This is a genomic window from Salinisphaera sp. Q1T1-3 (assembly GCF_003602005.1).
Classification (GTDB): Bacteria; Pseudomonadota; Gammaproteobacteria; order Nevskiales; family Salinisphaeraceae; genus Salinisphaera.
This window is the reverse complement of sequence record NZ_QZWD01000001.1, coordinates 16,173-41,548: the sequence shown is the minus strand read 5'-3', so window position 1 is coordinate 41,548 and position 25,376 is coordinate 16,173. Positions and strand designations below refer to the sequence as shown.

At 64.4% G+C, this 25,376-nt stretch carries 17 protein-coding genes; 4 read left to right on the top strand and 13 right to left on the bottom strand.

Translation table 11 applies throughout. The features are described 5' to 3' along the window. Nucleotides 1-35: 35 nt before the first annotated feature. Genes D3260_RS00155 through D3260_RS00140 form a run of 4 tightly spaced genes read right to left on the bottom strand, consistent with a single transcriptional unit; the run spans nt 36 to nt 6,186 of the window. A complete protein-coding gene (locus tag D3260_RS00155) occupies nt 36-1,064 on the bottom strand; it encodes a diguanylate cyclase domain-containing protein (protein WP_120096458.1) in 1,029 nt (342 codons plus the stop codon). Then, nucleotides 1,057-1,650, bottom strand: coding sequence for a chemotaxis protein CheB (locus D3260_RS00150; protein WP_158583320.1), 594 nt, complete (start codon nt 1,648-1,650; stop codon nt 1,057-1,059). Before D3260_RS00150 ends, D3260_RS00155 begins: the two co-directional genes overlap by 8 nt. Continuing rightward, entirely contained in the window at nt 1,643-2,518 is an 876-nt protein-coding gene (locus tag D3260_RS00145) for a protein-glutamate O-methyltransferase CheR (protein WP_120096456.1), read from the bottom strand. Before D3260_RS00145 ends, D3260_RS00150 begins: the two co-directional genes overlap by 8 nt. After that, nucleotides 2,515-6,186, bottom strand: a complete 3,672-nt coding sequence (locus D3260_RS00140) for a response regulator (RefSeq protein ID WP_120096455.1) — start codon at nt 6,184-6,186, stop codon at nt 2,515-2,517. Before D3260_RS00140 ends, D3260_RS00145 begins: the two co-directional genes overlap by 4 nt. Before the next feature lie 588 nt (nt 6,187-6,774). Between D3260_RS00140 and D3260_RS00135 the strand changes: the two genes are divergently transcribed. After that, complete coding sequence (locus tag D3260_RS00135) at nt 6,775-7,449, top strand: Bax inhibitor-1/YccA family protein (protein ID WP_120096453.1); 675 nt, start codon at nt 6,775-6,777, stop codon at nt 7,447-7,449. A 424-nt stretch (nt 7,450-7,873) separates the two neighbouring features. Here D3260_RS00135 and cysG read toward each other — a convergent pair whose 3' ends face one another. Next, entirely contained in the window at nt 7,874-9,271 is a 1,398-nt protein-coding gene (gene cysG, locus D3260_RS00130) for a siroheme synthase CysG (protein ID WP_120096452.1), read from the bottom strand. Between the two features lie 171 nt (nt 9,272-9,442). Beyond that, entirely contained in the window at nt 9,443-10,240 is a 798-nt protein-coding gene (locus D3260_RS00125) for a sulfite exporter TauE/SafE family protein (RefSeq protein WP_120096450.1), read from the bottom strand. Between the two features lie 137 nt (nt 10,241-10,377). On the opposite strand from D3260_RS00125, the gene cysB reads away from it, so the two are divergent. Next, on the top strand, nt 10,378-11,358 hold the full coding sequence (gene cysB / locus D3260_RS00120) for an HTH-type transcriptional regulator CysB (protein ID WP_120096908.1): 981 nt from the start codon (nt 10,378-10,380) through the stop codon (nt 11,356-11,358). Between the two features lie 70 nt (nt 11,359-11,428). Here cysB and serS read toward each other — a convergent pair whose 3' ends face one another. After that, on the bottom strand, nt 11,429-12,706 hold the full coding sequence (gene serS, locus D3260_RS00115; RefSeq protein WP_120096449.1) for a serine--tRNA ligase: 1,278 nt from the start codon (nt 12,704-12,706) through the stop codon (nt 11,429-11,431). A gap of 226 nt (nt 12,707-12,932) precedes the next feature. On the opposite strand from serS, the gene D3260_RS00110 reads away from it, so the two are divergent. Continuing rightward, a complete protein-coding gene (locus D3260_RS00110; protein ID WP_120096447.1) occupies nt 12,933-16,388 on the top strand; it encodes a PAS domain-containing hybrid sensor histidine kinase/response regulator in 3,456 nt (1,151 codons plus the stop codon). A 487-nt stretch (nt 16,389-16,875) separates the two neighbouring features. Here D3260_RS00110 and D3260_RS00105 read toward each other — a convergent pair whose 3' ends face one another. After that, nucleotides 16,876-17,553, bottom strand: coding sequence for a PEP-CTERM sorting domain-containing protein (locus D3260_RS00105; protein ID WP_158583319.1), 678 nt, complete (start codon nt 17,551-17,553; stop codon nt 16,876-16,878). 297 nt (nt 17,554-17,850) lie between these two features. Then, a complete protein-coding gene (locus tag D3260_RS00100; protein WP_233543888.1) occupies nt 17,851-18,543 on the bottom strand; it encodes a response regulator transcription factor in 693 nt (230 codons plus the stop codon). A 496-nt stretch (nt 18,544-19,039) separates the two neighbouring features. Here D3260_RS00100 and D3260_RS00095 point away from each other — a divergent pair, with 496 nt between their 5' ends. Then, nucleotides 19,040-19,726, top strand: coding sequence for a haloacid dehalogenase type II (locus D3260_RS00095; RefSeq protein ID WP_120096444.1), 687 nt, complete (start codon nt 19,040-19,042; stop codon nt 19,724-19,726). A gap of 467 nt (nt 19,727-20,193) precedes the next feature. Here D3260_RS00095 and D3260_RS00090 read toward each other — a convergent pair whose 3' ends face one another. The 4 genes from D3260_RS00090 to D3260_RS00075 all read right to left on the bottom strand — a co-directional run bounded on the left by D3260_RS00090 (nt 20,194) and on the right by D3260_RS00075 (nt 25,236). Continuing rightward, on the bottom strand, nt 20,194-21,573 hold the full coding sequence (locus D3260_RS00090; RefSeq protein ID WP_120096443.1) for a replication-associated recombination protein A: 1,380 nt from the start codon (nt 21,571-21,573) through the stop codon (nt 20,194-20,196). After that, on the bottom strand, nt 21,551-21,859 hold the full coding sequence (locus D3260_RS00085; RefSeq protein ID WP_147418062.1) for a VanZ family protein: 309 nt from the start codon (nt 21,857-21,859) through the stop codon (nt 21,551-21,553). Before D3260_RS00085 ends, D3260_RS00090 begins: the two co-directional genes overlap by 23 nt. Before the next feature lie 94 nt (nt 21,860-21,953). After that, a complete protein-coding gene (gene lolA, locus D3260_RS00080; RefSeq protein ID WP_158583318.1) occupies nt 21,954-22,604 on the bottom strand; it encodes an outer membrane lipoprotein chaperone LolA in 651 nt (216 codons plus the stop codon). Between the two features lie 97 nt (nt 22,605-22,701). After that, nucleotides 22,702-25,236 carry a DNA translocase FtsK gene (locus D3260_RS00075; protein WP_120096906.1) on the bottom strand — a complete coding sequence of 845 codons (2,535 nt, stop codon included), beginning with the start codon at nt 25,234-25,236 and terminating at the stop codon, nt 22,702-22,704. Nucleotides 25,237-25,376 lie beyond the last annotated feature (140 nt).

The following is a 25,376-nucleotide window of genomic DNA, read 5'->3' as shown; positions in this document are numbered from 1 at the left end:
ACCGGCAGTCGGCATGACGGGATATAGCCGGCACCTCAGGCAGTCTGATTATGAATCCGGACACGCCCCTTGCCGCCGGCCTTGGCTTCGTACAGCGCACAATCGGCCTGATGCATGAGCGCATCCGGCCCCTCGGCATCGCCCGGATAGAGCGCGATGCCCAGGCTCGAATCAACCTGTAACGAGACCGGCGCCCCGCCGTCATCGGCGATCATGGCAACCGGCCGGACGATCTCGGCGCGTAGCGTTTCGGCCAAGGCCTCGGCGGTCGAGCCATCGGCAACCCCATCAAACAGCACCGCGAATTCGTCGCCGCCAAGCCTGGCGACCGTATCGCACTGGCGTAATCGACCGGTCATGCGGGCCGCCAGCGACTCGAGCAGATGATCCCCGGCCCGATGGCCGTGGGTATCGTTGACCGGCTTGAAACCGTCCAGATCCAGGTAGCCGAGTGCGAACGGGCGTCGGCCGCGATCGGCCCGCGCCATGGCCTGGCGAAGCCGGTCGAGAAACAGCAGCCGATTCGGCAACCCGGTGAGGGCATCGTGTGTGGCCAGACGCTGGGCACGGGCCTCGGCTGCCTTGCGGCGCTCGACTTCGGCCTGGAGCTGCGCATTGCGTTCGGTCAGATCCGCCATGGCCTGTACGAGCGCACACCGATTGGCGTAAAGCTCGAGGAAATTACGGACCTTGGCCGCGAGCAACCCCGGATTGAGCGGCTTGCTGATGTAGTCCACGGCTCCGACGTCATAGCCCTTGAGTCGGTCCATGTCCTCGGTCGCCCCCGCGGTCACGAAAATGATCGGGGTCTCGCGGAGCTGGTCGTCGCCCTGGATCAGCTCGGCGACCTCGACCCCGTCCATGCCGGGCATCTGAACATCGAGCAGGATCAGGGCGAATTCGTGATCCAGACAGGCGGCCAACGCTTGATTGCCGCTGTCTGCCTCGACGATCTCGACGTGGAGACCGGACAGGATATGCCGCATCGACAATCGATTGGCATAGAGATCATCGACTACCAGCACCTTGGGCGCCGCTACCGTGGCAGTTTGAGGGTCACGCATCAGAAATCGGGCCGATCCATGCCAGCGCTCGCACGAACTTCTGCAGTTCGTCCGGTGAATTTTGCCCGTCGGGGGCGGCCAGTGCCAGAGCCGCCCGCGGCATTTCAGGCGCCTCGGCTGTCTCCGGATCCTGGACGCGTACGTGGCCACCCAACGCCCGGATGCGCGTGAGCCCGATCGCCCCGTCGTGATTACGACCAGACAGCAGAATGCCGGCCAGACGGCCACGATAGGCCTCTGCCATGGTTTCGAACAGGACATCGATCGCCGGCCGCACATGGTTGATGCGCTGGCCGGCACAAAGCGCGAAACGTGCCTTGCGTTCCACCAGCAAGTGATACCCACCGGGGGCGATATAGACCCGCCCGGGCTCGACCGCGGCACCGTCGATCGCCTCGACCACTGAAACCGTCGCCGTATCGCCCAGTACCGCGCACAGATCGTCAATCACGTGCGCACTCGTATGCATGCACACCACGACTGCCAGCGACATCTCGCATGGCAGCGCGGCGATCAACCCCCGGATGACCGGCAGACTACCGGCCGAGCCGCCGATCGCCAGAGCCGCACATCGGGCTCTACGCATGGGCCCGCCGGCGAAGCCGATAGATGCGGGCCTGCTCATCCACGGGAGAGAAACAGTCCGCGTAGCGCGAGAATTGCAGCGTCTCCTTGTCTCCAAGCACGAGAAAACCGCCATGCACGAGGCTGTCGGCAAACAGCTTGACCACACGATCCTTGAGCGGCTGGGAAAAATAGATCAACACGTTGCGACAGAGAATCATGTGCGCTTCGGCGAAAACGCCGTCGGTCACGAGATTGTGATGCGCGAATGTGACCCGTTCGCCAAGCTCGCGGCGCATGCGCAGCAGCGCGTAGCGCGCATGATAATAGTCCGAGAGTGCGGCGGTGCCGCCGGCGGCCCGGTAGTTCGACTCGAAATCTGCCAGACGCTCGACACCGAAGATGCCCTCGGCCGCCTTTTCCAGCGCATGGTCGTTGATGTCGGTCGCATAGATCTGCGAGCGCCGCGCCAGGCCGCATTCGAAAAGCATGATGGCCAGCGAGAAGACTTCCTCGCCGTACGCACAGCCGGCCTGCCAGACGTTGATGCGCGGCCACGACGCCAGGACCGGCATCACCTTTTCACGCAAGGAGGCAAAGACCCAGGGATCGCGGAACAGATCTGACACGGGGACCGACAGATGCTCGATGATGGTGTCGCACAGCGCCGGCTCGTAAAGCAGGCGTGGAATCAGATCCCCGATACGCGCGACCTCGAGATCGCTGGCCAACTGGCGCACTCGTCGCTTGAGCGAAGCGCGTGCATAGCCGGAAAAATCGTAGCCATGACGGATCCGTAGCGCCTGGACGAAGACATCCAGAACCTGCTCCTCGAGATCCAGCGCCGAGAGTTCGCCGCCGCCATCACCGCGCGGCTGAAACCCGTTCATACGAGCGCCTCGACCCGTGTGATCAGCAGATCCGTATCCAGCGGTTTGGTCAGATAATCGTCGGCCCCGGCCGCCAGGCATTTCTCGCGATCGCCCGGCATGGCCTTGGCCGTGAGCGCGATGATCGGCAGATCCTTGTACGCCTCCTGAGCCCGGATCCGTCGGATCGTCTCGTAGCCGTCCATGCCCGGCATCATGATGTCCATGAGCACCACCGCGACATCGTCGTTGGCCGCGAGCTGGTCGAGCGCCTTGAAGCCATCGGCCGCCATGAGCACTTTCAGACCGGTGGTGCGAAGCACGCGTGACAGAGCAAAGGTGTTGCGCATGTCGTCGTCGACGAGTAGCGCGGTGGTGCCGGTCAGATCCCGGCGCTCATCCGGCGGAATCGGTGTGGCCACTGGCGCAACCGGCAGGCCGGCGGCCCTGGTCGGCGTCTGGTCATCATCGATCAGCCGATGGAAGAACAACGAGATCTCGTCGAGCAGACGATCCTGTGCGTGCGAGCCCTTGATGACGATGCTGTCGGTATGCGCCCGCAACCGTGCCACTTCCTCGTCAGACAGCTCGCGACCGGAGTAGACGACCACCGGCGGACTGTTCGGCCGCGTGGCGATACGCTCCAACAGATCGAAACCGTTGATGTCAGGCAGATGCAGATCCAGCACGATACAGTCGTACGTACCGGTATCGAGCGCCGCGAGTCCGGCGGCGCCGGTGGTCTCCGGCGTGATCTCGATCGCCTCGCGGCGCAACAGATGGCCGATGGCGGTCTGCGCGTCCTGATCGTCGTCGATGACGAGAATCCGCTGGGCAGGCCGGCCGCTCAATGTCTCTGCGCGAGTGAACAGGGTATCGAGATCCGCTTGCGCGATCGGCTTCTGCAGATAACCGACCGCCCCGGCCCGCCGCGCCTGACCGGGGTCGTCGGCTGCCGAGACGATATGCACCGGAATCTCGCGCGTGCGCGCACTGGCCTTGAGGCGATCGAGCACGGCCCAGCCGTCCATGCCGGGCAGCCCCAGATCCAGCACGATGGCATCGGGCGTGCTCTGCCGGGCGATATCCAGTCCGCGCTCTCCGTCGAACGCACTCGCCACGTCGAAACCGCGCTGGTGCGCCACATCGCGCACTACGCGGGCGAATGTCGTGTCGTCGTCGATGATCAGCAACAACGGACGCGCGCGTGACGTCGCCACGTCCCCTCGGTCGGCCGAGGGGACGCCGGTATCCGGCGCTGGCCGTGCGGTATCGCCGGTATGGCCCGGTTCGAGCGCCTCAACGCTGACCGACGAGCCGATCTCGTCAATCGGCAGCCGTCGGGCGACGAGGGCTGTGAAGCGACTGCCCTCGCCGAGCCGGCTGCGAACGTGGATTTCGCCGCCCAGCAGGCTCGTGAGCTCACGCGAGATCGACAAGCCGAGCCCGGTACCGCCGTAATGACGGCTCGTGCTCGCATCGACCTGTTCGAATGCCTGGAAAATCTGCTCCAGCCGGGCTTCGGGAATGCCGATGCCCTGATCGATCACATGGACCGCGAACAACGCGTCCGCCGTCGTGTCGGTGCGCCGCAGCGCAATATCGGCCGGCGCCGGAGCGATTTCCACCCGCACCTCGCCGCTGGCGGTGAACTTGATCGCATTGCTCACCAGATTGCGCACGATCTGCTCGAGCTTGCCGCTGTCGGTGACAACTTCGGCCGGCGCGCCATCGGCGACGTCCACCGCGAACCGGAGGCCTTTGCGCTGGGCCACGTGAGTAAAATCGCGCTCGATACGCCGCACCAGTGCGGAAATCGCTGTCGGCATCGGCGAAACCGTCATCTTGCCGGCCTCGATCTTCGATAGATCGAGAATATCGTTGATCAATGCCAGCAGATTGCTGCCCGATTCATGGATGATCGTGGCTGCCTCGACCTGTTCCGGGTCCAGATTGCCTTCGTCGTTATCGGCAAGACTGCGCGACAGGATCAACAGGCTGTTGAGCGGCGTGCGCAGCTCATGCGACATGTTGGCCAGGAATTCCGACTTGTACTGATTCGCCCGAGCCAGTGCGTCGGCCCGTTCGCGCGCCTCGGTGTTCATGCGCGACAGCTCCTCCTGCTGTCCGCTCATGATCTCCTGCTTGGTCCGCAGTTCTTCATTGGTCGCCTGCAGGGCATCCGACTGGACCTTGAGCGCCTCTTCCGAGGCTCGAAGCTCCTCAGCCTGGGCGCCGAGTTCTTCGCTCTGGGCGCGCAGTTCGGCATTGGCCTCCTGCATCGCGTTCTGCTGGCGTCGCAGCGCGGTTTCGGACTCGCGCAGCGCCTCGGTCCGGGCCTGCGATTCGGCGAGCAGCGTCCGCGTCCGTCGCCCACGTGCCAACGCAAGCAATGCCAGCGCGGCGTTGGGCAGAATCGATTCGAACAATTCGAGCGCCCACGGGCTCGGAGGCTCGAACAGCGCGAGCTCAAGCACCGCCTCGACGTGCCCGCCGACCTCGGCCGGGGCGATCATCACGAGCCGTGGGCGGGCCGCGCCCGTTGCGGTCTCGATCGCAGCATATTCAGACGGCACCCCGTCGAGCGTGAGCGGCCGCGGATTCACCAGGACCTGGCCGATCAGGCCTTCGCCGGGCCGCACCTGCCAGTCCGCGGGCCGGCTGCAGCCGTAGCAGGCGAGCGCGTGAAAAGCGCGCGTTTCGTCGTCATCGGCGCCCGCGGAAATCGGGGCGAGCAACGCGGCGGCTCCGGCCCCCATCAACGGCGCGATTTCGGCGAGCAGCGCCTCGGCCAGCGCCTTGTCATCCTCGAAGTCGTGCATCATCGCGACCAGCCGGCCGCGATGATCCCCGACCCAGCTCTGTCGATCCTGTGTGATCAGGCCGAGCCGGAAGCGCTCGATCGCACGCGCCAGCGTCCCGATCTCGTCTCGCTGGTCCTGATGCGCAACGCCCAGATCGCGCTCGCCGCGGGTCAGCCGCTCAGTCGTTGCCGTCAGAGCGGCCAGCGGACTCGTGACGCGGCGCTGCGTCATCCAGATAGCCGCCAGCCCGACCAGGATCGCGAAGACGAGCATACCGATCAGGGTTGTGCGCGCGGCCCGTTCCTGTGCCGCCAGCTCGGTCTGTCGCACGTCGAGTGCGTTATTGACGGTATGCCGGAATGTCGACAATGCATCGCGCATCGGGTCGTAGATCGACAGACTGGCGCCGTCGTTCAATGTCTGGCGCGCCGATGCCAGTTCGCCACGCTGAATCTTGGCCATGATCGGTTGGGCCACGGTGTAGCGCCATTTCTTCTCGAGCGTCTGCAGCGCATTCAGGCTCTGGATCTCGCCGGCCGACCACAGCGTCAGCGCCTGCAATCCGGCGAGCTGTTCGTCGATGCGACCACTCATGTCGCTCAGCGTGTCCAGATAACGCTGGTTACCGCCGCTCAGCACCAGTCCGCGCAGCGCGCCTTCCTGACGCACGACGGAAATCTCCAGTCCGTCGAGATCGGCACGGACATCATTCAGACTCGATGCTTCGGTCGCGGCCCGCTCGACGCCATAGAAAGCCCACACACTCACGATGCCCGCCAGGGCGAACATCGCCAGGATGATGATGAACGCGCCCATCAGACGTGTCCGCAGGCTGATCCCCTGTCTCGAAACAGCCTCTGCCGGGCCGTGCTTTACCGACTGCATTCGCGATCCGAATCGGACTCCCCAGACCGCAGCCTAGGGCCTGTTGATGTTTCGTGCGAGTCCGCGCCAAGTGCGCCCTGAAATTGACGATGGGCGGCAAGACGAGGCATAGCACGCATAGCGTGTCATTCTGCGCCAGCGGGCTAGAACGCTGTATTGCCGTCTTGTTCTTGATTTTGGGGCGCTTGTCCCTTCGGGGTGGGCCGCCCATGAAAAATCGACGATGGGCGCCCCGCGGCGTTGCGCGTCTGGATCGTGGCGCGCCACGATCGGCGACTCGCGCCTTGCCGGACACACGGCGGTCTCTCGACGAAAAGGCGCTCGCACAAAACATCAACAGGCCCTGGCGCAGCTTGGACCCGTCATGCGCCGGGCCGGGATGTCGGGTCGCCGACGTCTCGATTTTCCCGGGGCTGCCACGGCCCGTCGAAACGAACTTTCGGGCCGCGTTGCGGTCCAATCCGTACGATTGAGGGCCCGACCGATCGGTGCATCCTTCAACAACAGATTGGCTTTTCTCGCGAGCGTGCTACGGTCTTGTTCCGAGGCCGCTTTTGCGTCCCGAAGACGTCGTCAACGAGGTAATCCATGAGCGTGGAACAGACAACCACCTATACCAGTCGCGCCCAGACAGCGCTTGCCACCAACAACGTCCTGCGCAACACCTACATGCTGTTGTCGGCAACGCTGTTGTTTTCGGCGGTCGTGGCCGGCTTCACCGCAGCGCTTCATCTGCCCTACCCGGGCCTGATCATCACATTGGTCGGTTATTTCGGCCTGCTTTTCGCCGTCAACGCGACCGCGAACAGCGGCTGGGGGCTTGTCAGCATCTTCGCGCTGACGGGCTTCATGGGCTATACGCTCGGCCCGATCATCGACATGTATCTTCAGCAGTTCTCGAACGGCGCGCAGCTGGTCACAATGGCCATGGGTGGCACCGGCGCGATCTTCATCGGCCTGTCTGCCTTCACGCTCATGTCCGGTCGTCGCTTCAACCAGTGGGCCGGCATGCTGACCGTCGGTATTCTGGTTGCCTTCGTGATGAGCATCATCGCCGTGGTGTTCTCGATTCCTGCCCTGTCGCTGGCTGTCTCGTTGATGTTCGTGCTGCTGATGAGCGGGCTCATCGTCTATCAGACGGGCGAAATCATTCACGGCGGCGAGACGAACTACATCCTCGCGACCGTGACGCTGTTCGTCACGATCTACAACCTGTTCCTCAGTCTCCTGCAGCTGCTTGGCGTCTTCGGCGGCGACGACTGATGGCACGCGCCTGACAGAGGTGCGACTCGAACGAGCCCGACCGTGTCACGGTCGGGCTTTTTTATTGTTCGACTCCCCGCATGCGGCCGGTACGAGATCGAGCCCAGGGTCTGTTGATGTTGCATACGAGCGCCGCGTTTGCGCCACAACCCGTGTCGTGGGTGGCGTGCCTTGATCCGGACTGGCAACGCCGCGGGGCGGGATCTGCGGCCCAACCCGAAGGGACAAGCGCCCCAAAATCAAAAACACGACGGCAATACAGCGTTCCAGCACGCTGGCGCCGCATGACACGCCATGCGTGCGACGCCTCGTCTGGCCGCCCATCGTCAATTTCCGGGCGCACTTGGCGCGGACTCGCATGACACATCAACCGGCCCGAGGGCGCGTCGTCACGCGATCCGACGGCTTGCACCGCCGAGCGGGCTTACGGCGTCGGTTCGAACCAGCCGAGCGTGTCGTGGAGACGCACGACCTCGCCGACGATGAGTAGCGCTGGCCCGGTCGCCGGTTCGGCCGCGACACGTGCCGGCAGATCCGCCAGGGTGCCGACGATCAACCGCTGCTGTCGTGTCGTGCCGTCGATCACCATGGCGGCCGGCCAGTCGCTGGCCAGCCCATGCGTCGTCAGCGACCGACAGATGATATCCAGATTGCGACGCCCCATGTAGAACACGACCGTCTGGCCGGGACGCGCCAGTTCCGGCCACGACAGTTTCAGTTCGCCGGCCTGTAGATGCCCGGTGACGAATATCACCGATTGCGCGAAATCGCGGTGCGTCAGTGGTATGCCCGCGTAGGCGGCACAACCGTTGGCGGCGGTCACGCCCGGGACGATCTGGAACGACACGCCGGCCTCGGCCAGCTCCGCAATCTCCTCGCCGCCACGTCCGAACACGAACGGGTCCCCGCCCTTGAGCCGCAGCACGCGCCGCCCCGCCTGCGCGAGTTCGACCATCAATGTGTTGATACGCGACTGGGCCAGCGTGTGACGATCGGCGCGCTTGCCGACATGAACCCGCTCGGCCTCGGGCGCGACCAGTGCCAGAATCTCCGGTGCCGTCAGGCTGTCGTAGAGCACGACATCGGCCTGTTGCATGAGCCGGAGCGCGCGGAAGGTCAACAGATCCGGATCTCCGGGTCCGCTGCCGACCAGATAGACCTCGCCGCGCACGGCCTCCAGTCCCGCATGCGCATCGGCCAGTGCCGTCTCGAGCGCGCGTTCGGCGGCCTCGTAGCGTCCCGCGAAGACCTGCTCGGCAATCGGTCCGTCGAAAACCCGGTTCCAGAACGCCCCTCGTCGCTCACGTGGCACGCGTGTCCGCACGGCCTCGCGGAAACCTCCGGCGAGTCGCGCGAGGTCGCCGTAGGCTGCCGGCACCAGGGTCTCAAGCCGGGCGCGCAGGCGTCGCGTCAGGCTCGGCGCCGACGCCGCACTGGCGATGGCGATCTGCAACGGACCGCGCTCTACCAGCGCCGGCACCAGAAAATCCGAATCGGCGGCATGGTCGGCCCGCTGGACCAGTGCGCCACGCGATCGGGCCGCGACGGCGAGCTCGCGATTGATCGCACTGTCGTCGGTCGCCGCGAACACCAGACGACAACCGTCGATGTCCGCCGGGTCGACCGCGCGTGCCGACCACGTGAGCGCATCGTCGTCGACAGCAGCGCGCAGATCGGGGGCGATTTCGGGGGCCACGACATGCACGCGTGCCCCGGCGGCCAGCAGCCGCGGAATCCGACGCGTGGCGATCCGGCCGCCGCCGGCCACGAGCACACGGCAACCGTCGAGCTTCAGCGAGACCGGATAGTTCGCCGTCGGCATCGGTGATGAATCGAGTTCTCGGCCTTGCATCCCAGTCGAAATCGCGTCCCGCAGGCAGAGCTCGTCAAATCGGACGGCAAGATTGCGTCAACGATCGCCGCATCACAAGCACTCGTCGCACCCGTGCCCGGCCCGCCGATACCTTTTCATCAACACGCGTCGATAGTGCGATCACAGGTGCATGGTCTTGAAGATCATGCTCACCGCGATGCCGAACAACAAGACAGCGATGATCGGACGCAAGGCGCCGTCCGGCATGCGCGAGGCCAGACGTGTGCCGATATAGATCCCCGGTATGGAGCCCAGCAGGAGCATGAACAGCACCGGAATGTCGGTGGTGCCCAGCGTGAGATGACCGAGCCCGGCAATCAGCGTCAAGGGCACCGCATGTGCGATATCCGTGCCCACGATCCGTACGGCGCGGGTGTTGGGGTAGAGAATCAGCAGCATGGTGGTGCCCAGTACGCCCGCGCCGACCGAGGACAGGCTGACCAGCACGCCGAGCGCGACGCCACCGGCGACGGTGATCGCCGGGCGCAGCTTGAGCAGCCTCTGACGATCGGCCGAGGCAAAGACCATGCGCTTGTGCAGCCAGGCGACAAGCGGCCGGCGCACGAAGGTCAGAATCGCGGTGAGCACCATCGCAAACGCGAGTACCAGGACCATCATCTCCTGCACCGCCGGGGTGATCCCGACATGGTGCAGCATCGCGACAGTCAGGATCGCGGCCGGGATACTGCCCGACGCCATGAGCCCGACGACACGCCAGTCCACCGTCTGCTGCCGCCCGTGCAGCCAGGTACCAAAAGCCTTGGTACCCGCGGCGTACAACAGGTCGGTGCCAACGGCTGCCGAGGGGGCGAAACCGAACAGCAGGATGAGCAGCGGCGTCATCAACGAGCCGCCACCGACCCCGGTGAGGCCGACTGCCGCACCGACGACGAGTCCGGCTATCGAAAACGAGAACATGCAGGATCCTTGTGAAATCGTCGGCGTGCAGCCCGTGCTCGGCCGCTGCCGGAAAGCCGGCACCCTATCACCGCCGTTTCAATACTCAAAGTGATATGCAATCATTCAGTGAGAACGATTTCGCATATCGAAACAACGTGAAGCTTCGACAACTCCAATACATCCATGAAGTCGCGCGCCAGAAGCTCAACATCACCGCGGCCGCGAAGTCTCTGCACACATCACAACCCGGTGTGAGCAAGCAGATCCGCCTGCTGGAGGAAGAGCTCGGGCTGCTGATCTTCGAGCGCAACGGCAAGCATCTCGACGGCATCACGCCGGCCGGCCAGCGAATTCTGGAGACCACGCGTCGCGTGTTGTCCGAGGTGGACAACATCAACCGCACGGCCAGCGAGTTCGCCGACGCCGACCGGGGCTCGCTTTGCGTGGCCACCACGCATACCCAGGCCCGCTATGCGCTGCCCGACACGATTGCCCGATTCCGCACGGCCTATCCGAAAGTCTCGCTGCATCTGAACCAGGGCGCGCCGCCGCAGATCGCCGGCTGGGCCGCAGCCGGCGATGCCGATTTCGCGATCGCCACCGAGGCGCTCGAGCATTTCGACGAGCTGATCATGCTGCCCTGCTATCACTGGAATCGCTGCGTGCTGGTCCCGCGCGATCACCCCCTGGCCAATGTCGACGAACTGACGATCGCCGCACTCGCCGACCATCCGATCGTGACCTACACCTTCGGCTTCACCGGCCGCTCGCATCTGGACAATGCCTTCGCCGAACACGGCATGACGCCGAACGTGGTGCTGACGGCTGTCGATGCCGACGTCATCAAGACGTATGTCCGCCTCGGGCTCGGCGTCGGAGTCGTTGCCAACATGGCCTACGACGCGACAACGGACAGCGATCTCGTGCAACTCGATGCCAGCCATCTCTTCGAGTCGAGCACGACTCACATCGGCTTTCGCCGCAACCTGTTCCTCGCCGGCTACATGCGCCGCTTCATCGGCATGTTCGCCCCCCATCTGACGCCGCAGATCATCGACCGCGCGATCGAGACCTATCCCGGCCCGCGCTTCGATGACCTGCTGCGCGAACTATGGCCGGAGCTGCCGCTGCGCTGAGCGACAGCGCGGTGGGCCGGCGGCCGCGACGTCGCAGCCGGCATTCAGGCATGCCGGCCCGGGATCGGGCTCAGGCCGCGACGATGGTGCGCAGACCGCCCATGTAGGGCACGAGCGCGTCGGGCACCCGGACGCTGCCGTCGGCCTGCTGATGATTCTCCAGCACGGCGACCAGCGCCCGGCCGGCGGCCACGCCCGACCCGTTGAGCGTATGCAGCAGGCGCGGCTTGCCGGTCTCGGCATCGCGATAGCGCGCGCCCATGCGGCGCGCCTGGAAATCCCGGGTGTTGCTGATCGACGAGATCTCGCGGTATGTCTCCTGGCTGGGCAACCAGACTTCGAGATCGAAGGTCCGCGCCGCCGAGAAACCGATGTCCCCACCGCACAGGTCGACCACGCGATAAGGCAGTTCGAGTGCCGCCAGCACGCGCTCGGCCGACGCCAGCATCGCCTCGTGGCAGGCAGTCGAGTCATCCGGATGCGCGATATTGATCAGTTCGACCTTTTCGAACTGATGCTGGCGGATCATGCCGCGGACATCGCGGCCGGCCGCGCCCGCCTCGGCTCGAAAGCACGGCGTATGCGCGACGTAGCGCAGTGGCAGTCGCTCGGGCTCGATGATCTCACCCGCAACCATGTTCGATACCGGCACTTCGGCCGTTGGAATCAGATAATAGTCTTCCGGCTCGACCAGTCGGAACAGGTCGTCCCCGAACTTGGGCAGCTGACCGGTGCCGTACAGCGCATCCGCGTTGACGATGTAAGGCACGTTGACTTCGGTGTAGCCGGTCCCGGTGTGCGTATCGAGCATGAAGGCGATCAGCGCGCGGTGCAGGCGTGCCACGCCGCCGGACAGCACGGTGAAGCGCGCGCCGGTGATCCTGGCGGCTGTGGGCGCGTCGAGACCGCCGAGCCCTTCCCCGACGGCGACATGATCGCGCACCGCAAAATCGAAGGCGCGCGGCGTGCCCACCTCCCGCAGGACACGATTGTCGCTTTCATCGGCGCCGTCCGGCATGGCGTCGTCGGGCAGGTTCGGCAGATCCTGCTGAATCGCTTCAAGCTCGGCCTGGACCTGTTCCAGTTCGGTCTTGGCTGCATCCAGTCGTTCCCCGAGCCCGGCGACAGCCGCCTTGAGCGGCTCGATATCGTCTCCGGCGGCCTTGGCCTTGCCGATCGACTTCGAGCGCTGGTTGCGCTCGGCCTGGAGCTCCTCGGCCTGCGTCTGCAATGTTTTTCGCTGGTCATCGAGCGCGGCATAGGCCGTGGCATCGAAGGCGTAGCCACGACGCGCGAGGCGCTCGGCCACGCCGTGCGGATCTTGACGGAGCAGACGGGGATCGAGCATGACGGTTTGGTCGCTGGAGTGGTCGCGCGCATTATAGTCGGCTGTCGACGCGGCTGCAGTCGCACCCGTCACGCGTATCGCTTTTGCCTGTACGGCCCAAGGAGAACTCGTCATCGGTCCCTGGCTGCTCATCACGATTTCGCTGATCTATCTCGGCCTGCTGTTCTATATCGCCTATCAGGGCGATCGACGCGGGCGTCGGCGCCGTCGGCCGGGGCCGCGACCGGTGATCTATGCGCTGTCGCTGGCCGTTTACTGCACGTCGTGGTCGTTCTTCGGCAACGTGGGCGCCGCGGCGACCGACGGCTGGAGCTATCTGGCGGTCTACATCGGCCCGATCATCGCCTTCGGCGTGTTCGCGCCGGTCCTGCGCAAGATGCTGCTGATCGCCAAGCAGCAGAATACGACCTCGATCGCCGACTTCATCGGCGCGCGCTACGGCAAGTCGCAGAGTCTGGCGGGGCTGGTCGCCTTGGTCGCCCTGGTCGTGATCCTGCCCTATATCGCGCTACAGCTCGATGCGATCACGATGTCGTTCAATACCATCGTGCACGGCGTCTACAGCCGACCCGGCTCGGATATCGCGCTGTCCGGCTGGACCGACACCGGCCTGCTGGTGGCCATTGGCATGGCGATCTTCACCGTCGCCTTCGGTACCCGGCACGTGAACCCGCGCGAATCCCACCAGGGGATCATTCGCGCGATCGCGTTCGAGTCGCTGATCAAGCTCAGCATGTTCAGCATCGTCGGCGCCTATGTCACATTCGTGATGTTCGGCGGGCTCGGCGAGCTGATGGCCCGTGCGCATGCCACGGACAGCTTCAACGCGTTGTTCAACGCGCCACTGATCACGCCGCGCTTCATCACAATCCTCGTGCTGTCCACGGCCGCGGTGTTCTGCCTGCCGCGCCAGTTTCACGTGGGCGTCGTCGAGAACACCGACAGCCGCGATCTGGCCACTGCACGCTGGCTGTTTCCGGTCTATCTGTTCCTGATGTCGTTGTTCGTCGTGCCCCTGGCCGCGGCCGGCATCGTTCTGTTCGGCACCACGACGGTCGAGCCGGATCGCTTCGTGATGGCCCTGACCCTGGCCAACGGCTCGTCCTGGCTGACGCTGGCCGCCTACGTAGGCGGCCTGTCCGCGGCGACCAGCATGGTGATCATGGCCACGATCACGCTGGCCACGATGCTGTGCAACGAAGTCGTCGTTCCGGTGGTGATGCGCCTGCCCTGGGTGAAATTCGGCCAGTCGCGCGACCTGAGCCGCTCGTTGCTGATCACCCGGCGCGTGCTCATCGGTCTCATTCTGATCATGGCCTGGGGCGTGTATCGCCTGTTCGCGACCGGACAGACGCTGGCCGGGATCGGCCTGCTGTCGTTATCCGGTGCCGTGCTGTTCGTCACGCCCATGATCGGTGGCATCTTCATCCGGCGCATCACCCGGCGCGGCGCAATGAACGGGCTGATCGCCGGGCTCATCGTCTGGCTGTACACGCTCGTGCTGCCGATGATGGCCGTGCAGGGCTGGCTGCCGGATGCCTGGCTGACCACCGGTCCGCTCGATATCGACTGGCTCCAGCCACAGGCACTGTTCGACACGCATTTCGGCGATCCGCTCACCCACGGCGTGTTCTGGACACTGGCGGTCCAGATCTTCGTCACCGCCGCTGTTTCGATGAATACATCGATCACGCTCATCGAGCGGGCACAGGCGGTGGCGTTCGTGAACCTCGGCGTCCGCCGCGCCAGCGCGTCGCGCTCGGACGTGCGTCCGCCGGCGATCCGGGTCGGGGAGCTCGAGGTGCTGTTACAGCGTTTTCTCGGGCCGCAGTCGGCTCGGGCCGCGCTCAATGAATATGCCGGCCATCACGATCGGCAGCTGCTGACCCACCAGATCGTGGATGCCTCATTGCTGCAGTTCGCCGAACAACGACTGGCCGGCGTGGTCGGCAGTTCCTCGGCACGATTGATGCTCGCCAGCGGGCTGCGACAGCGCGATCTCGCGCTCGACGACATGGTCCGCCTGCTGGATCGCACGGCCGATGCGGTCCAGTTCAATCGCAATGTGTTGCAGGCTGCCCTGGAGAACATCGATCAGGGCATCTCGGTGGTCGATCAGGATCTGCGGCTCGTGGCCTGGAACACGCGCTATCTCGAGCTTTTCGAGTACCCGCCCGGCCTGGCGCGTACCGGCCGACATATCGCCGACCTGATCCGCTTCAATGCCATGCGCGGCGAATGCGGGCCCGGCTCGGTCGAAGAGCACGTGCGCAAGCGGCTTGAACACCTGCGCGAAGGCAAGCCACACCAGTTCGAACGTCACCGACGCAACAACACAGTGTTGCAGATGACCGGCAACCCCATGCCCGGGGGCGGCTTCGTGACGACGTTCAACGACATCACCGAGTTCAAGCGCAACGAGGCCGCGCTGACGCGGATGAACGAAGAACTCGAAGCCCGGGTCTCCGCGCGCACCGAGGAGCTCTCGCGCGCCAACGCAGGCCTGCGCCGGGAAAACGAACAACGCGCCGTCGCCCAGCGCGCTGCCCTTGAAGCGCGACGCGACGCCGAACGCGCCAATCTGTCGAAAACGCGTTTCCTGGCGGCCGCCAGCCACGATCTGCTGCAGCCGCTCAACGCCGCCCGCCTGTTTGCGGCCGGCGCAGAGCAAGGCACGCGGGATGCCCAGCACAGTGCGCTTAAGCAGATCCAGGCATCGCTGGAATCGGCCCAGACACTGCTCGAGCCATTGCTCGATATCTCCAAGATCGACGCCGGCGCGTGGGACGTGAAACCCCAATCCTTCCCGCTATCCCGCATTCTCGATCCGCTGACGCATGAATTCGAAGTGCTCGCACGCAATGCCGGCCTGTCTTTACATGCCGTGCCCTGCTCGGCCTGGGTCCGCAGCGATCCCAACCTGCTGCGGCGCATCCTGCAGAATTTTCTGTCCAACGCCGTGCGCTACACCGAAACCGGCCATGTGCTGATCGGCGCACGCCGGCAACGTGAGGCTCTGCGCATCGAGATCTGGGATACCGGCCCGGGCATCGAGACCGATCAGCTCGGCTCGATCTTCGAGGAGTTCCAGCGCGGCACGACCAGCCACGGCGCGGCCGAACGCGGGCTCGGCCTGGGCCTTTCCCTGGCCGACCGGATGTCCCGGCTGCTCGGCCATCGCATCGACGTCGACTCCAAGCCCGGTCGGGGTACGGTCTTTCGCCTGACCGTGGAACGCGTCGCCCCGGAGACTGCCCCGGCGCAACCACATGCCGAAGACAGCGACAAAGCCGGGCACAAGTCGATCGGAACGGCGCTTTGCGTCGACGACGATCCGGCTTCGCTCGATGCACTCGTCGGCCTGCTCGAGCGCTGGGACATCGATTGCATGACCGCGCCGCCCGAGGACGCCGCGGCCATCATGGCCGACGAATCCTTCGACGTGGCCATCTTCGATTACGATCTCGGCGCGGACGTGGAAAACGGCATGAGCCGCATCGAGCGCCTGCGCCCGGATTTTCCCGATACCCGTTTCCTGCTCGTCACCGCAAACCGCGACCAGACCATCGTCGCCCGCGCGGAGGCCAGCAGTACCGGGATCATCTACAAGCCGATCGGGCCGGTCAAACTACGCGCTGCCATTTACGGACCGACCATCGCTGGCGAAGTCGAAGTCTACTGACAAACCGCCCCGGATCTTTCAATGTTTCGTGTGCGTCCCGGTCCGGCGCGCCTGACATTGACGATGAGCGGCAAGACGAGGCGTCGCACGCATCGCGTGCGGTTCCACGTCAGCGTGCTGCCACCTTGAACTGCCGCTTCATTTTTGATCCGGAGGCGCTTGTTCCGACGGGTTGTGCCGAGGAGCGCGACGCGGGTCCATCGAGAGCTGCACGATGACAGCGCGCCCTGCGCCGGTGGCCGACGCCGCCGGTCATCCGCCGGTTTCCGAGTAATCGCGACAACGCCGATGCGGCATGTCGGACGAAGCCAGACGCTTGCCCTTCCGGATTGTTCAGCAGGGTCTGATCGCACGACGAGACACGCCCCGCGATCATCAACCGCAGGGCCTATTCGAAACCAAGCATCACCGTCAATCTATCAACCGGCTCTGGAACAACCGCGTGCGTCGCTCCTACAACCGATGCCGGCCATGAGCCGTCAAACGGTCAGAGCTGCGCTGCCGAGTCCGCCGGCTTGCCCTGACGACGTCGTACGAGCCAGCCGAGACCACAAAGGCCCAGCGCAAACATCGCCAGCGAGCCGGGCTCGGGCACGTCACGGAAGCTGACGTTACCAAACGTATGGTTATCGCTCTCGAAGCCATAGGTCGAGCTGGAGAACTCAACCGTAATGAAGGACGGTAGATTGAAGAAATTCACGTAACGGTTGCTGGCCGCCAGGCTCTGGCTGCCATCGGTTGCACCGGAAAAGATGCTGGCGCCGTTGTAACTGGCCACCACATTGCGACCGTCGAGAAACCGGATCAGGTTACCCGGATCGGCCGAGCCCCATAGCAGACCGAAATAATTGGCACTCTGACCGAGACCAAAGGTGGCCGGTGCGACGCCGACGACACTCAAGAACTTGGTCGGATCGCGTCGGGAACCGGTATATGGGCCCGGGTGTAGCACGCTGTCGCTCAAAATCTCGTAGTTGCCGGTGCAACTGGCATAGCCGCAGAGACCACTGTTGAAATCGACGCTGCGGACACCCGAAACCGACGAGGTAGGCACGCTGTCGCGATCCAGGGACTGCTCGAAAGTAATCTGCGTCGCCTGGGCGATACCACCGCTGACAAGAAAGACGGCCCCGACAAAAGCGGCTTTACGAACGATGTTTTTCATTAACGAGCCCATGTACTGAATGTAGAGAACACACGCGTCGCTTGGTTATTTTTCTTATAACTTCTGCCACACAAATATATAGCGCGCGTGACGTTCAGCGCAATGAATTTGTCACTCTTCGCGCATGGGCCCTGGCGCACAAAGCAAGATCATGCGTAAAGCCTACAGAAACAGGGCCCTGCAATAGATCGCCATCGATGGGCGATACCTGCGGCCTTGGCATCACGCCGTACGGCGTCTGAGCGCGCGGCGATGCCGCGCCTACACGGTCGCGCGGTCCATGTGCGTCGTCTCGGCTCAGGAACCGGAGCCGAGTTCTTTTCGTGCGTAACTCTGCCAGTCGATTTCAAGGCTGCGCGCAGCGATCACGGCCTGTGTCCGTGTGTGGACATCCAGCTTGCGCAGGATCGCCGTGATATGCGCCTTGACCGTGGCCTCCGAGATATCCAGGTCGATGGCGATCTGCTTGTTGAGCAGGCCATCGGTCAGCATCATCAACACACGTTGTTGCTGCGGGGTCAGCGTTGCCAGCTTCTCGGTGAAATCGTCCTTGGCCGCCTGGGCATCCTCGGTGCCTTCGGGCAGCCACGTCCGCCCGGCCAGGACTTCATCGATCGCCTGGGCCATGACCTCCGGCGACGCGGACTTGGGAATGAAGCCGGAGGCGCCGTGTTCCACCGAGGCCTGTGCCACGCTGGCATCCTCGTGCGCCGAGACCACGATCACCGGCAGCGTCGGCACCACGCTTTTGGCATGCACCAGCGACGAGTACCCGCGGGCACCGGGCATGTTGAGATCCAGCAGCAACAGATCGGCTTCGCTGCCCGATTCGGCAAGCCAGGCATTGAGCTCTTCCACACTCCCCAACGCGACGAGGTCCGGCTGCCCTAGCGCCTGCGTCACCGCTTGGGAAAGCGCCGTACGAAACAGAGGATGATCGTCCGCGATGATCACCTTGCGCATGCTGTCCGCGTTCGGAGTGGCTGCCATGAGACCTGCCTTGGCGATGTGATGGAAACAAAACAAATTACAACGGATCGAGTATAGACCTTTTGACGATACGCAGGCCAAGAGCACTCGCCGATAGCAACTGAAAAATCCAGATTATCCATTACCGATGGACGCCAGACCATAACCGCCTGGTTGTCCCGGCACGGCGAATCCTCCGAGGCGCCGGCAGCCGACCCCCGCCGCGGCATGTCCTGCACGAGCCATGGCGCACAGGTCTGTGTGGTTGAATTCAGGTTGGCCTCTGCTGCCCGATTTGCGGGATCGCGCCCGCCCGGCGGCCAAGCCGGGCGCCCTTGATGTGGGTTGTCGTCGTCTCGGCTTGGCGGAACCAGTGTCCACCTGGTCCACCACGCGCGCTCTGCGCAATAATGCGATGGATATTCGTCGCCGGCCTGGCTGTCCTGTCCCTGCAACGCAGGCATTGCATCCTGCGATATCGTGATTGCCCGATTCGCCACGAGCCGGATATTGCGCCATGGCTGCCACACATCTCGTCTTCGACGTCAACGAAACACTGCTCGACCTCTCCCCGCTCGACGCGCTCTTTGCCGATATCTTTGGTGATCCTCGGGCGCGTCGCGACTGGTTCAATCGATTGCTGCACTGGTCCACCGTCGTGACGCTGACCGATCGTTTCGTCGATTTCACGACCCTGGCCGAACACGCCCTGTGCCAGCTGGCAGCCGAACGCGATTGCCACCTGAGTGATACCGCACGCGCTCGGGTCTTCGACGCGATTGCCCATCTGCCGCCACATGCCGAGGCCGTGACCGCGCTGGAAAAGCTCTCCGAAGCCGGGTTTTCATTAACCGCGCTAACCAATTCGGCTCAGGCGACGGTCGATGCCCAGTTCCGCCACGCCGGGCTCACCCATCGATTCGATTACGTGCTCTCGGTGGCGCCAGCGCGATGCTACAAACCGCATCCGAAAGCCTATGCCGTCGCCATCGAAGCGCTGGGCGTCGCGCCAGGCGACCTGCGCCTGATTGCCGCCCACGATTGGGATACCTCGGGGGCCATGCACGCTGGCTTGCGGGCCGCTTTCGTGGCGCGCGGTCACGCAACGCGACATGCATCGGCCGCACGGCCGGATATCGTGGCGTCCGATCTACTGGATTGCGCTGCACAGATCATAGCGGCGGACACGAGCGGGCGGCACTGATGCGTCGCCGCCGCCGATTGTGGCGTCGTCACGCGGTTCGCGGATAACAACGGCAGGAAGCCACATGATGCATCGCGACCGGCTTCGACCACGGTCGGTCCCCCTATCCGCGTGAGTCGCCGGCCGCCCTTCAGGCAAGACAAGGCAGCCGGAGCGCAGCGGCAACGCCGGATTGCGGGACACACAAGCCTCGTCCCTTCGGGTTGCGCCCGACATCGCGCCCTGCAGCGTTGTGAGCCTGAATCGTGACACGCCACGATGGGCGACTCGCGCCTTGCCGGACACACGGCGGTCTCTCGACGAAAAGACGCTCGAACGACACATCAACAGGCCCTAGCGCGGCCGGCGCTACCCCTGGCCGGATCGCGATTCTGGGCCGCAAGACAGCCCGCGCGGATAGGGTTAACCGGCCCCAGGGCGATCCATGGGTCGGACCGCCGTGCGCAGGGCCCGGCAACAAGCGCTGCTCAGCCGCCGTTATCGGATTCGGGATGGCTTTTGGTCTCGCGGGCCGGTCCGTGTGCATCCCGAGCCCGCAGACGCGCCAGCTTTTCCCCGATCTTGATTTCCAGGCCGCGCGGCACCGGCTCATAGTAGTGCGTGCCGACGAGGGCTTCCGGAAGATACGTATCCCCCGCCGCGTACCCGTCGTCTTCGTTGTGCGCGTACCGATATCCATCGCCGTAGCCCAGATCCTTCATCAGGCGCGTGGGGGCATTGCGAATATGCATCGGCACGTCGAGCGTGCCATGTTCCCTGGCCGCCGCCATCGCAGCCTTGTAGGCGGTATAAACGGCGTTGGACTTCGGCGCACATGCCAGATAGATCGCGGCCTGCGCGATGGTGAGCTCGCCCTCGGGCGAGCCGAGACGCTCATAGGTGTCCCAGGCATCCAGCGCGATGCGCAACGCGCGCGGGTCCGCGTTGCCGATGTCTTCGCTGGCCATGCGCGTCACGCGCCGCGCGATATAGCGCGGATCGCACCCGGCATCCAGCATGCGCGACATCCAGTACACGGTCGCATCCGGGTCGCTGCCCCGCACGCTCTTGTGAAGCGCTGACATCTGGTCGTAGAAATAGTCCCCGCCCTTGTCGAAGCGTCGCAGCCCTTCGCGCAACACTTCATCGAGCTCGTCCTGCGTGATCGCGTGATCATCACGGCCGGCCGCGATGTCGGCCGCCAGTTCGAGCAGGTTGAGCGCGCGTCGCGCATCGCCATCGGCACGCGCGGCGAGCTGATCACGCAGGTCGGGCGCCATGTCGACCCCGGTCGCGGCCAGTCCGCGCACGTCGTCGCCAAGCGCCCGATCGATGAGCGCACGAATCGCCGCCACGTCCAAGGCCCGCAGAACGTATGTCCGTGTGCGGGACAACAGGGCGTTATTCACCTCGAACGAAGGGTTTTCCGTCGTCGCGCCGACCAGGACCACGGTGCCGTCCTCCACATAGGGCAGCAATCCGTCCTGTTGTGCCTTGTTGAAACGATGCACCTCATCGACGAACAACAGCGTGCCCTGCCCCTGCTCGGCCTTTGCGCCACGGGCTTCGGCGACCGCAGCGCGGATGTCCTTGACCCCGGCCATCACCGCCGAGATCTGCACGAATCGCATGGCGACCCGGTCGGCCAACAGACGCGCGAGCGTCGTCTTGCCGGTGCCGGGCGGCCCCCAGAGGATCATCGAATGAATGCGACCTGCGGCCAGCACCCGCGCCAGGGGCTTGTCGGCCCCCAGAATATGCGACTGGCCGACATATTCCTCGAGCGTGGCCGGGCGCATCCGATCGGCCAGCGGGCGGGCGGTATTCACCGCCGTATCGTCGAGATCAATTTCTTGCTGTTGCGACACGTCGATCGAGATAGACGAGCCAGCGCATGGCGCCGGCCCGGACAAGAACCAGGCCAATCAGGATACCGAAAGTATCGGCCATCCAGTCCAGAGGATCGCCGTCACGATAGCCGCTGGCCCATTGCATCACTTCCGTGAGCACGCCGAATGCGCTGAGTGCCAGCAATACGAGACCGTTACGCCCGGCGAACAGCGTGCCGAACCATGCCGCCATGACGGTGAAGGCAAACGCATGCTCGAGCTTGTCGAAATACGGGATCTGCGGCTCGCTCGGGGGCGACGGCATCAGACAGCCGTAGATGAAGACACCGCATAAACCGAGCCCGACGAGCAACCACAGCGCAAATAGATGGCGCGGCCGCGCATCGGCCCTGCCCGACTCAGCCCCCATTCGCAGACGCGGCCTGGTCGCGGCTGTCGACGATCTCGACGTTGTCGGGCACCTTCAACGTGAACCGGCTGTCATCGAGCTTCGGATTGACCTTGACGTTACCGAAGCTGATGCTCGTGGTCTGGCCGAGATTATCGTGCAAGCGCATCAGCGCGGGCACATTGTTCTTCAGGCCGAGATCCACCGACTGGAAGTCTGTATCGTCGGCCTTCGGCGTCAGGTGCACCCAGTGCAGACCGTCGTGCGTGCCGGCATCCTTGATGGAAAAGGCATCGGAAAGTGCTTCGCCGCCGGTGAGCAGCAACGCCGGCGTGGCTTTAAGCGAAGCCCCGATATCGCGCACGGTCACCTGTGCCAAATCGACGTCATAGAACTTGAAGACCTTGCCATTGCTGACGATGACCTGTTTATACGGCTGCTTGTACGTCCAGCGGAACTTGTCCGGACGCGATAGCAGGAACGTGCCGCTGGCCTGCTGCACCACGTTGCCGTCATCGTCACGCTGCACCTGCTGGAAGTCCGCGGACAGCGTATTCACCTTGTTGTAGAAATCGGTGAGTGCCGTCGAACCGGGCGCAGCCTGTGCCAGACCGGCCACACCGAGCAGCAGTGCGGCTGCCACCAGACGAATTCGGCGCATCATAATCTTCCTCATCACGGAAGCCGCCATCGGCGGCAAATCAGGGCGCAAGCCTCGGCCACGCGTCGTGAATTCCGACTGAACCCGCGACCCACAATCATTCCTCATCAGGCGGTGCCGGCGCCAGCACCTCGCGACCACCGCTGCCTTCGGCCGGGCCGACGACGCCCGCGTTCTCCATCTGCTCGATCAGCCGGGCCGAGCGGTTGTATCCCACCCGCAGCCGGCGCTGCACGTACGAGATCGAGGCCTTGCGCGTCTTGAGCACGATCGCCACGGCCTGATCGTAGAGCGGGTCCGCCTCGGCGTCCTCGTCTTCGCCGTCGCTGCCTTCGCCGCCTTCACTGCCGCCTTCGAGAATTTCGTCGATATAGTCCGGCGTGCCGGTCTGCTTGATGTATTCGACCACCCTGTGCACCTCGTGATCGTCGACGAAGGCGCCGTGAACACGATTGGAAAAGCCGGTACCCGGCGGGAGATAAAGCATATCGCCGTGGCCGAGCAGGCTTTCGGCGCCCTGTTGGTCGAGAATCGTGCGGGAGTCAATCTTCGAGGCGACCTGAAAGGCGACTCGCGTCGGAATATTGGCCTTGATCAGGCCGGTGATCACATCCACCGACGGTCGCTGTGTCGCAAGAATCATGTGCAGCCCGGCGGCGCGCGCCTTCTGGGCGATACGCGCGATCAGTTCCTCGACCTTCTTGCCGACCACCATCATCATGTCGGCCAGCTCGTCGACCACGATCACCACTGCGGGCAACGGCTCCAGCGTGGGCACCTCTTCACCGGCCTCCGCGGCCTCGTTCGACTGCGCGTTCTTCGCGATCGGGTCCTCGATCGGCTGCCCGGCGTCCAGCGCCTTCTGCACCTTGGTGTTGAAGCCCGCCATGTTGCGCACGCCGAGGGCGGCCATCAGCTTGTAGCGACGCTCCATCTCGCCCACACACCAGCGCAGCGCGTTCGCGGCATCCTTCATATCGGTGACGACCGGTGCCAGAAGATGCGGAATGCCTTCGTAGACCGACAGTTCCAGCATCTTCGGATCGATCATGATCAGTCGGACCTGATCGGCCGTCGCCTTGTGCAGTATCGACAGGATCATGGCATTGACCGCCACCGACTTACCCGAGCCTGTCGTACCGGCCACCAGCATATGCGGCATCTTGGCCAGGTCGGCCGTAACGGCCGCCCCGCCGATGTCCTTGCCAAGCGCCAGCGTCAGCGGCGATTTCGAATCGGTGTAGACCGGGGCCTCCAGAATCTCGCGCAGCGCCACGATCTCGCGATCCGCGTTGGGAATCTCCAGTCCGACCACCGACTTGCCGGGGATCACCTCGACAACACGCACGCTGGTCGTCGACATCGCGCGCGCCAGATCCTTGGCCAGATTGGAAATCTGGTTGACCTTCACCCCCGGCGCCGGGTCGATCTCGAACCGAGTCACGACCGGGCCGGGCTGCACGGCCACGACTTTGGCCTGCACGTTGAAATCGGAGAGATGCTGCTCGAGCTGCTCCGACATATGCTGCAACACCGCATCGTCCTGATCGGACTTGGCCGCGCGCGCTGGATCGAGTAACGCAACCGGCGGAATGGGGCTGTCCCGCTCCGGATCGTAGGTCGGCACCTCGACATCGCCTTCCATCGCCAGGCTGAGCTGTTCCGCAGGTTTCGCAGCCTTGTTTTTCTTCTTGTCCTTTTTGGAAGGCTTTTGAATCGCCGGGGCCGACGCCTGGGCGGTCTCCGCCTCCGGCGCGGGCGACGGTGCGGCTGGCGTCGCGCCAGTTTTCGGCTCGCTCGCGGGCGCCGGCCTGGGTGTCTTTGCCGGTTTGGGCGGCTTCGGCGGCCTGGCCGGTCGTGCGGCCTTCGCCGCGCGTGCTTCGGCGCGGCGTTCGGCGAAATTCGCCCGCCATGCAGCCAGGCGATCAAACAGCCCCATGATCGCCCGATAGGCGCCGCCGAGCACCATCTGGCCGATACGCTCCGCCACCCCGAGCCAGGAAAAACCGAGGCCCATCGACAACGTGATCATGAAGATGGTGATCAACAGCCAGGCGGCGCCAAGGGCATTGATGAGGCCCGCGACCGATCCCGCGGCCAATGCGCCGATGATGCCGCCACCTCCCTGCGGCAGGGGGCTCGTCCGGGCGCTGCCAAGAAACAGCCATGCCAGGCCACAGGCTGCAATGAGACAGAACAGCAACGACACGCCGCGCACGCCCTTGGACAACGCTTCGTCGGTAGTCGCGTCGCGATCGGCGTAGATCAGCCAGCCGGCGTAGAGCACCAGCAGCGGCGCGACGAATCCGAGATAACCGAACAACCCGAGCAATACATCGGCGAACCAGGCCCCCGGGGCGCCCAGCAGATTCTTGATCGCCGTGCCGTTGCCCGGCGTTGCCCACCCGGGATCGGCCGAGCTGTACGAGCTCAGGGCAACAAACAGAAACAGCGTGATGGCCAAAGCCACGAACAACGCCGCCTCGCGCACGAGACGCCCCATTCGCTGCCGATAGGCACTGGGCTCCGAAACCGCGTCATTGGCCGCCGCGCGGCGGCTCGACTTCGGTCCGGCTTTCTGTGCCTTGCTGGATTGCCCTGCACGCGACTGCTTCGCTGCTGCCTTGGCCATCAACGCCCCATGTTCGGCACGCGGCCCGAGTACCGCGTCCACCGTCGTTGGATATACATCCAACATTGTAGCTCAAAGCACCCACTCTTCGGGCAGGTGCTTGAAAAACGACGATTTGCGTCTATATCCATAGCGTTATC

Excerpts from the sequence above, each read along its gene's own strand:
- D3260_RS00155 (WP_120096458.1), bottom strand. The coding sequence starts at position 1,064 with ATGCGTGACCCTCAAACTGCCACGGTAGCGGCGCCCAAGGTGCTGGTA.
- D3260_RS00150 (WP_158583320.1), bottom strand. The coding sequence starts at position 1,650 with ATGCGTAGAGCCCGATGTGCGGCTCTGGCGATCGGCGGCTCGGCCGGT.
- D3260_RS00145 (WP_120096456.1), bottom strand. The coding sequence starts at position 2,518 with ATGAACGGGTTTCAGCCGCGCGGTGATGGCGGCGGCGAACTCTCGGCG.
- D3260_RS00140 (WP_120096455.1), bottom strand. The coding sequence starts at position 6,186 with ATGCAGTCGGTAAAGCACGGCCCGGCAGAGGCTGTTTCGAGACAGGGG.
- D3260_RS00135 (WP_120096453.1), top strand. The coding sequence starts at position 6,775 with ATGAGCGTGGAACAGACAACCACCTATACCAGTCGCGCCCAGACAGCG.
- cysG (WP_120096452.1), bottom strand. The coding sequence starts at position 9,271 with ATGCCGACGGCGAACTATCCGGTCTCGCTGAAGCTCGACGGTTGCCGT.
- D3260_RS00125 (WP_120096450.1), bottom strand. The coding sequence starts at position 10,240 with ATGTTCTCGTTTTCGATAGCCGGACTCGTCGTCGGTGCGGCAGTCGGC.
- serS (WP_120096449.1), bottom strand. The coding sequence starts at position 12,706 with ATGCTCGATCCCCGTCTGCTCCGTCAAGATCCGCACGGCGTGGCCGAG.
- D3260_RS00105 (WP_158583319.1), bottom strand. The coding sequence starts at position 17,553 with ATGAAAAACATCGTTCGTAAAGCCGCTTTTGTCGGGGCCGTCTTTCTT.
- D3260_RS00100 (WP_233543888.1), bottom strand. The coding sequence starts at position 18,543 with ATGGCAGCCACTCCGAACGCGGACAGCATGCGCAAGGTGATCATCGCG.
- D3260_RS00095 (WP_120096444.1), top strand. The coding sequence starts at position 19,040 with ATGGCTGCCACACATCTCGTCTTCGACGTCAACGAAACACTGCTCGAC.
- D3260_RS00085 (WP_147418062.1), bottom strand. The coding sequence starts at position 21,859 with ATGCCGTCGCCCCCGAGCGAGCCGCAGATCCCGTATTTCGACAAGCTC.
- lolA (WP_158583318.1), bottom strand. The coding sequence starts at position 22,604 with ATGCGCCGAATTCGTCTGGTGGCAGCCGCACTGCTGCTCGGTGTGGCC.
- D3260_RS00075 (WP_120096906.1), bottom strand. The coding sequence starts at position 25,236 with ATGGCCAAGGCAGCAGCGAAGCAGTCGCGTGCAGGGCAATCCAGCAAG.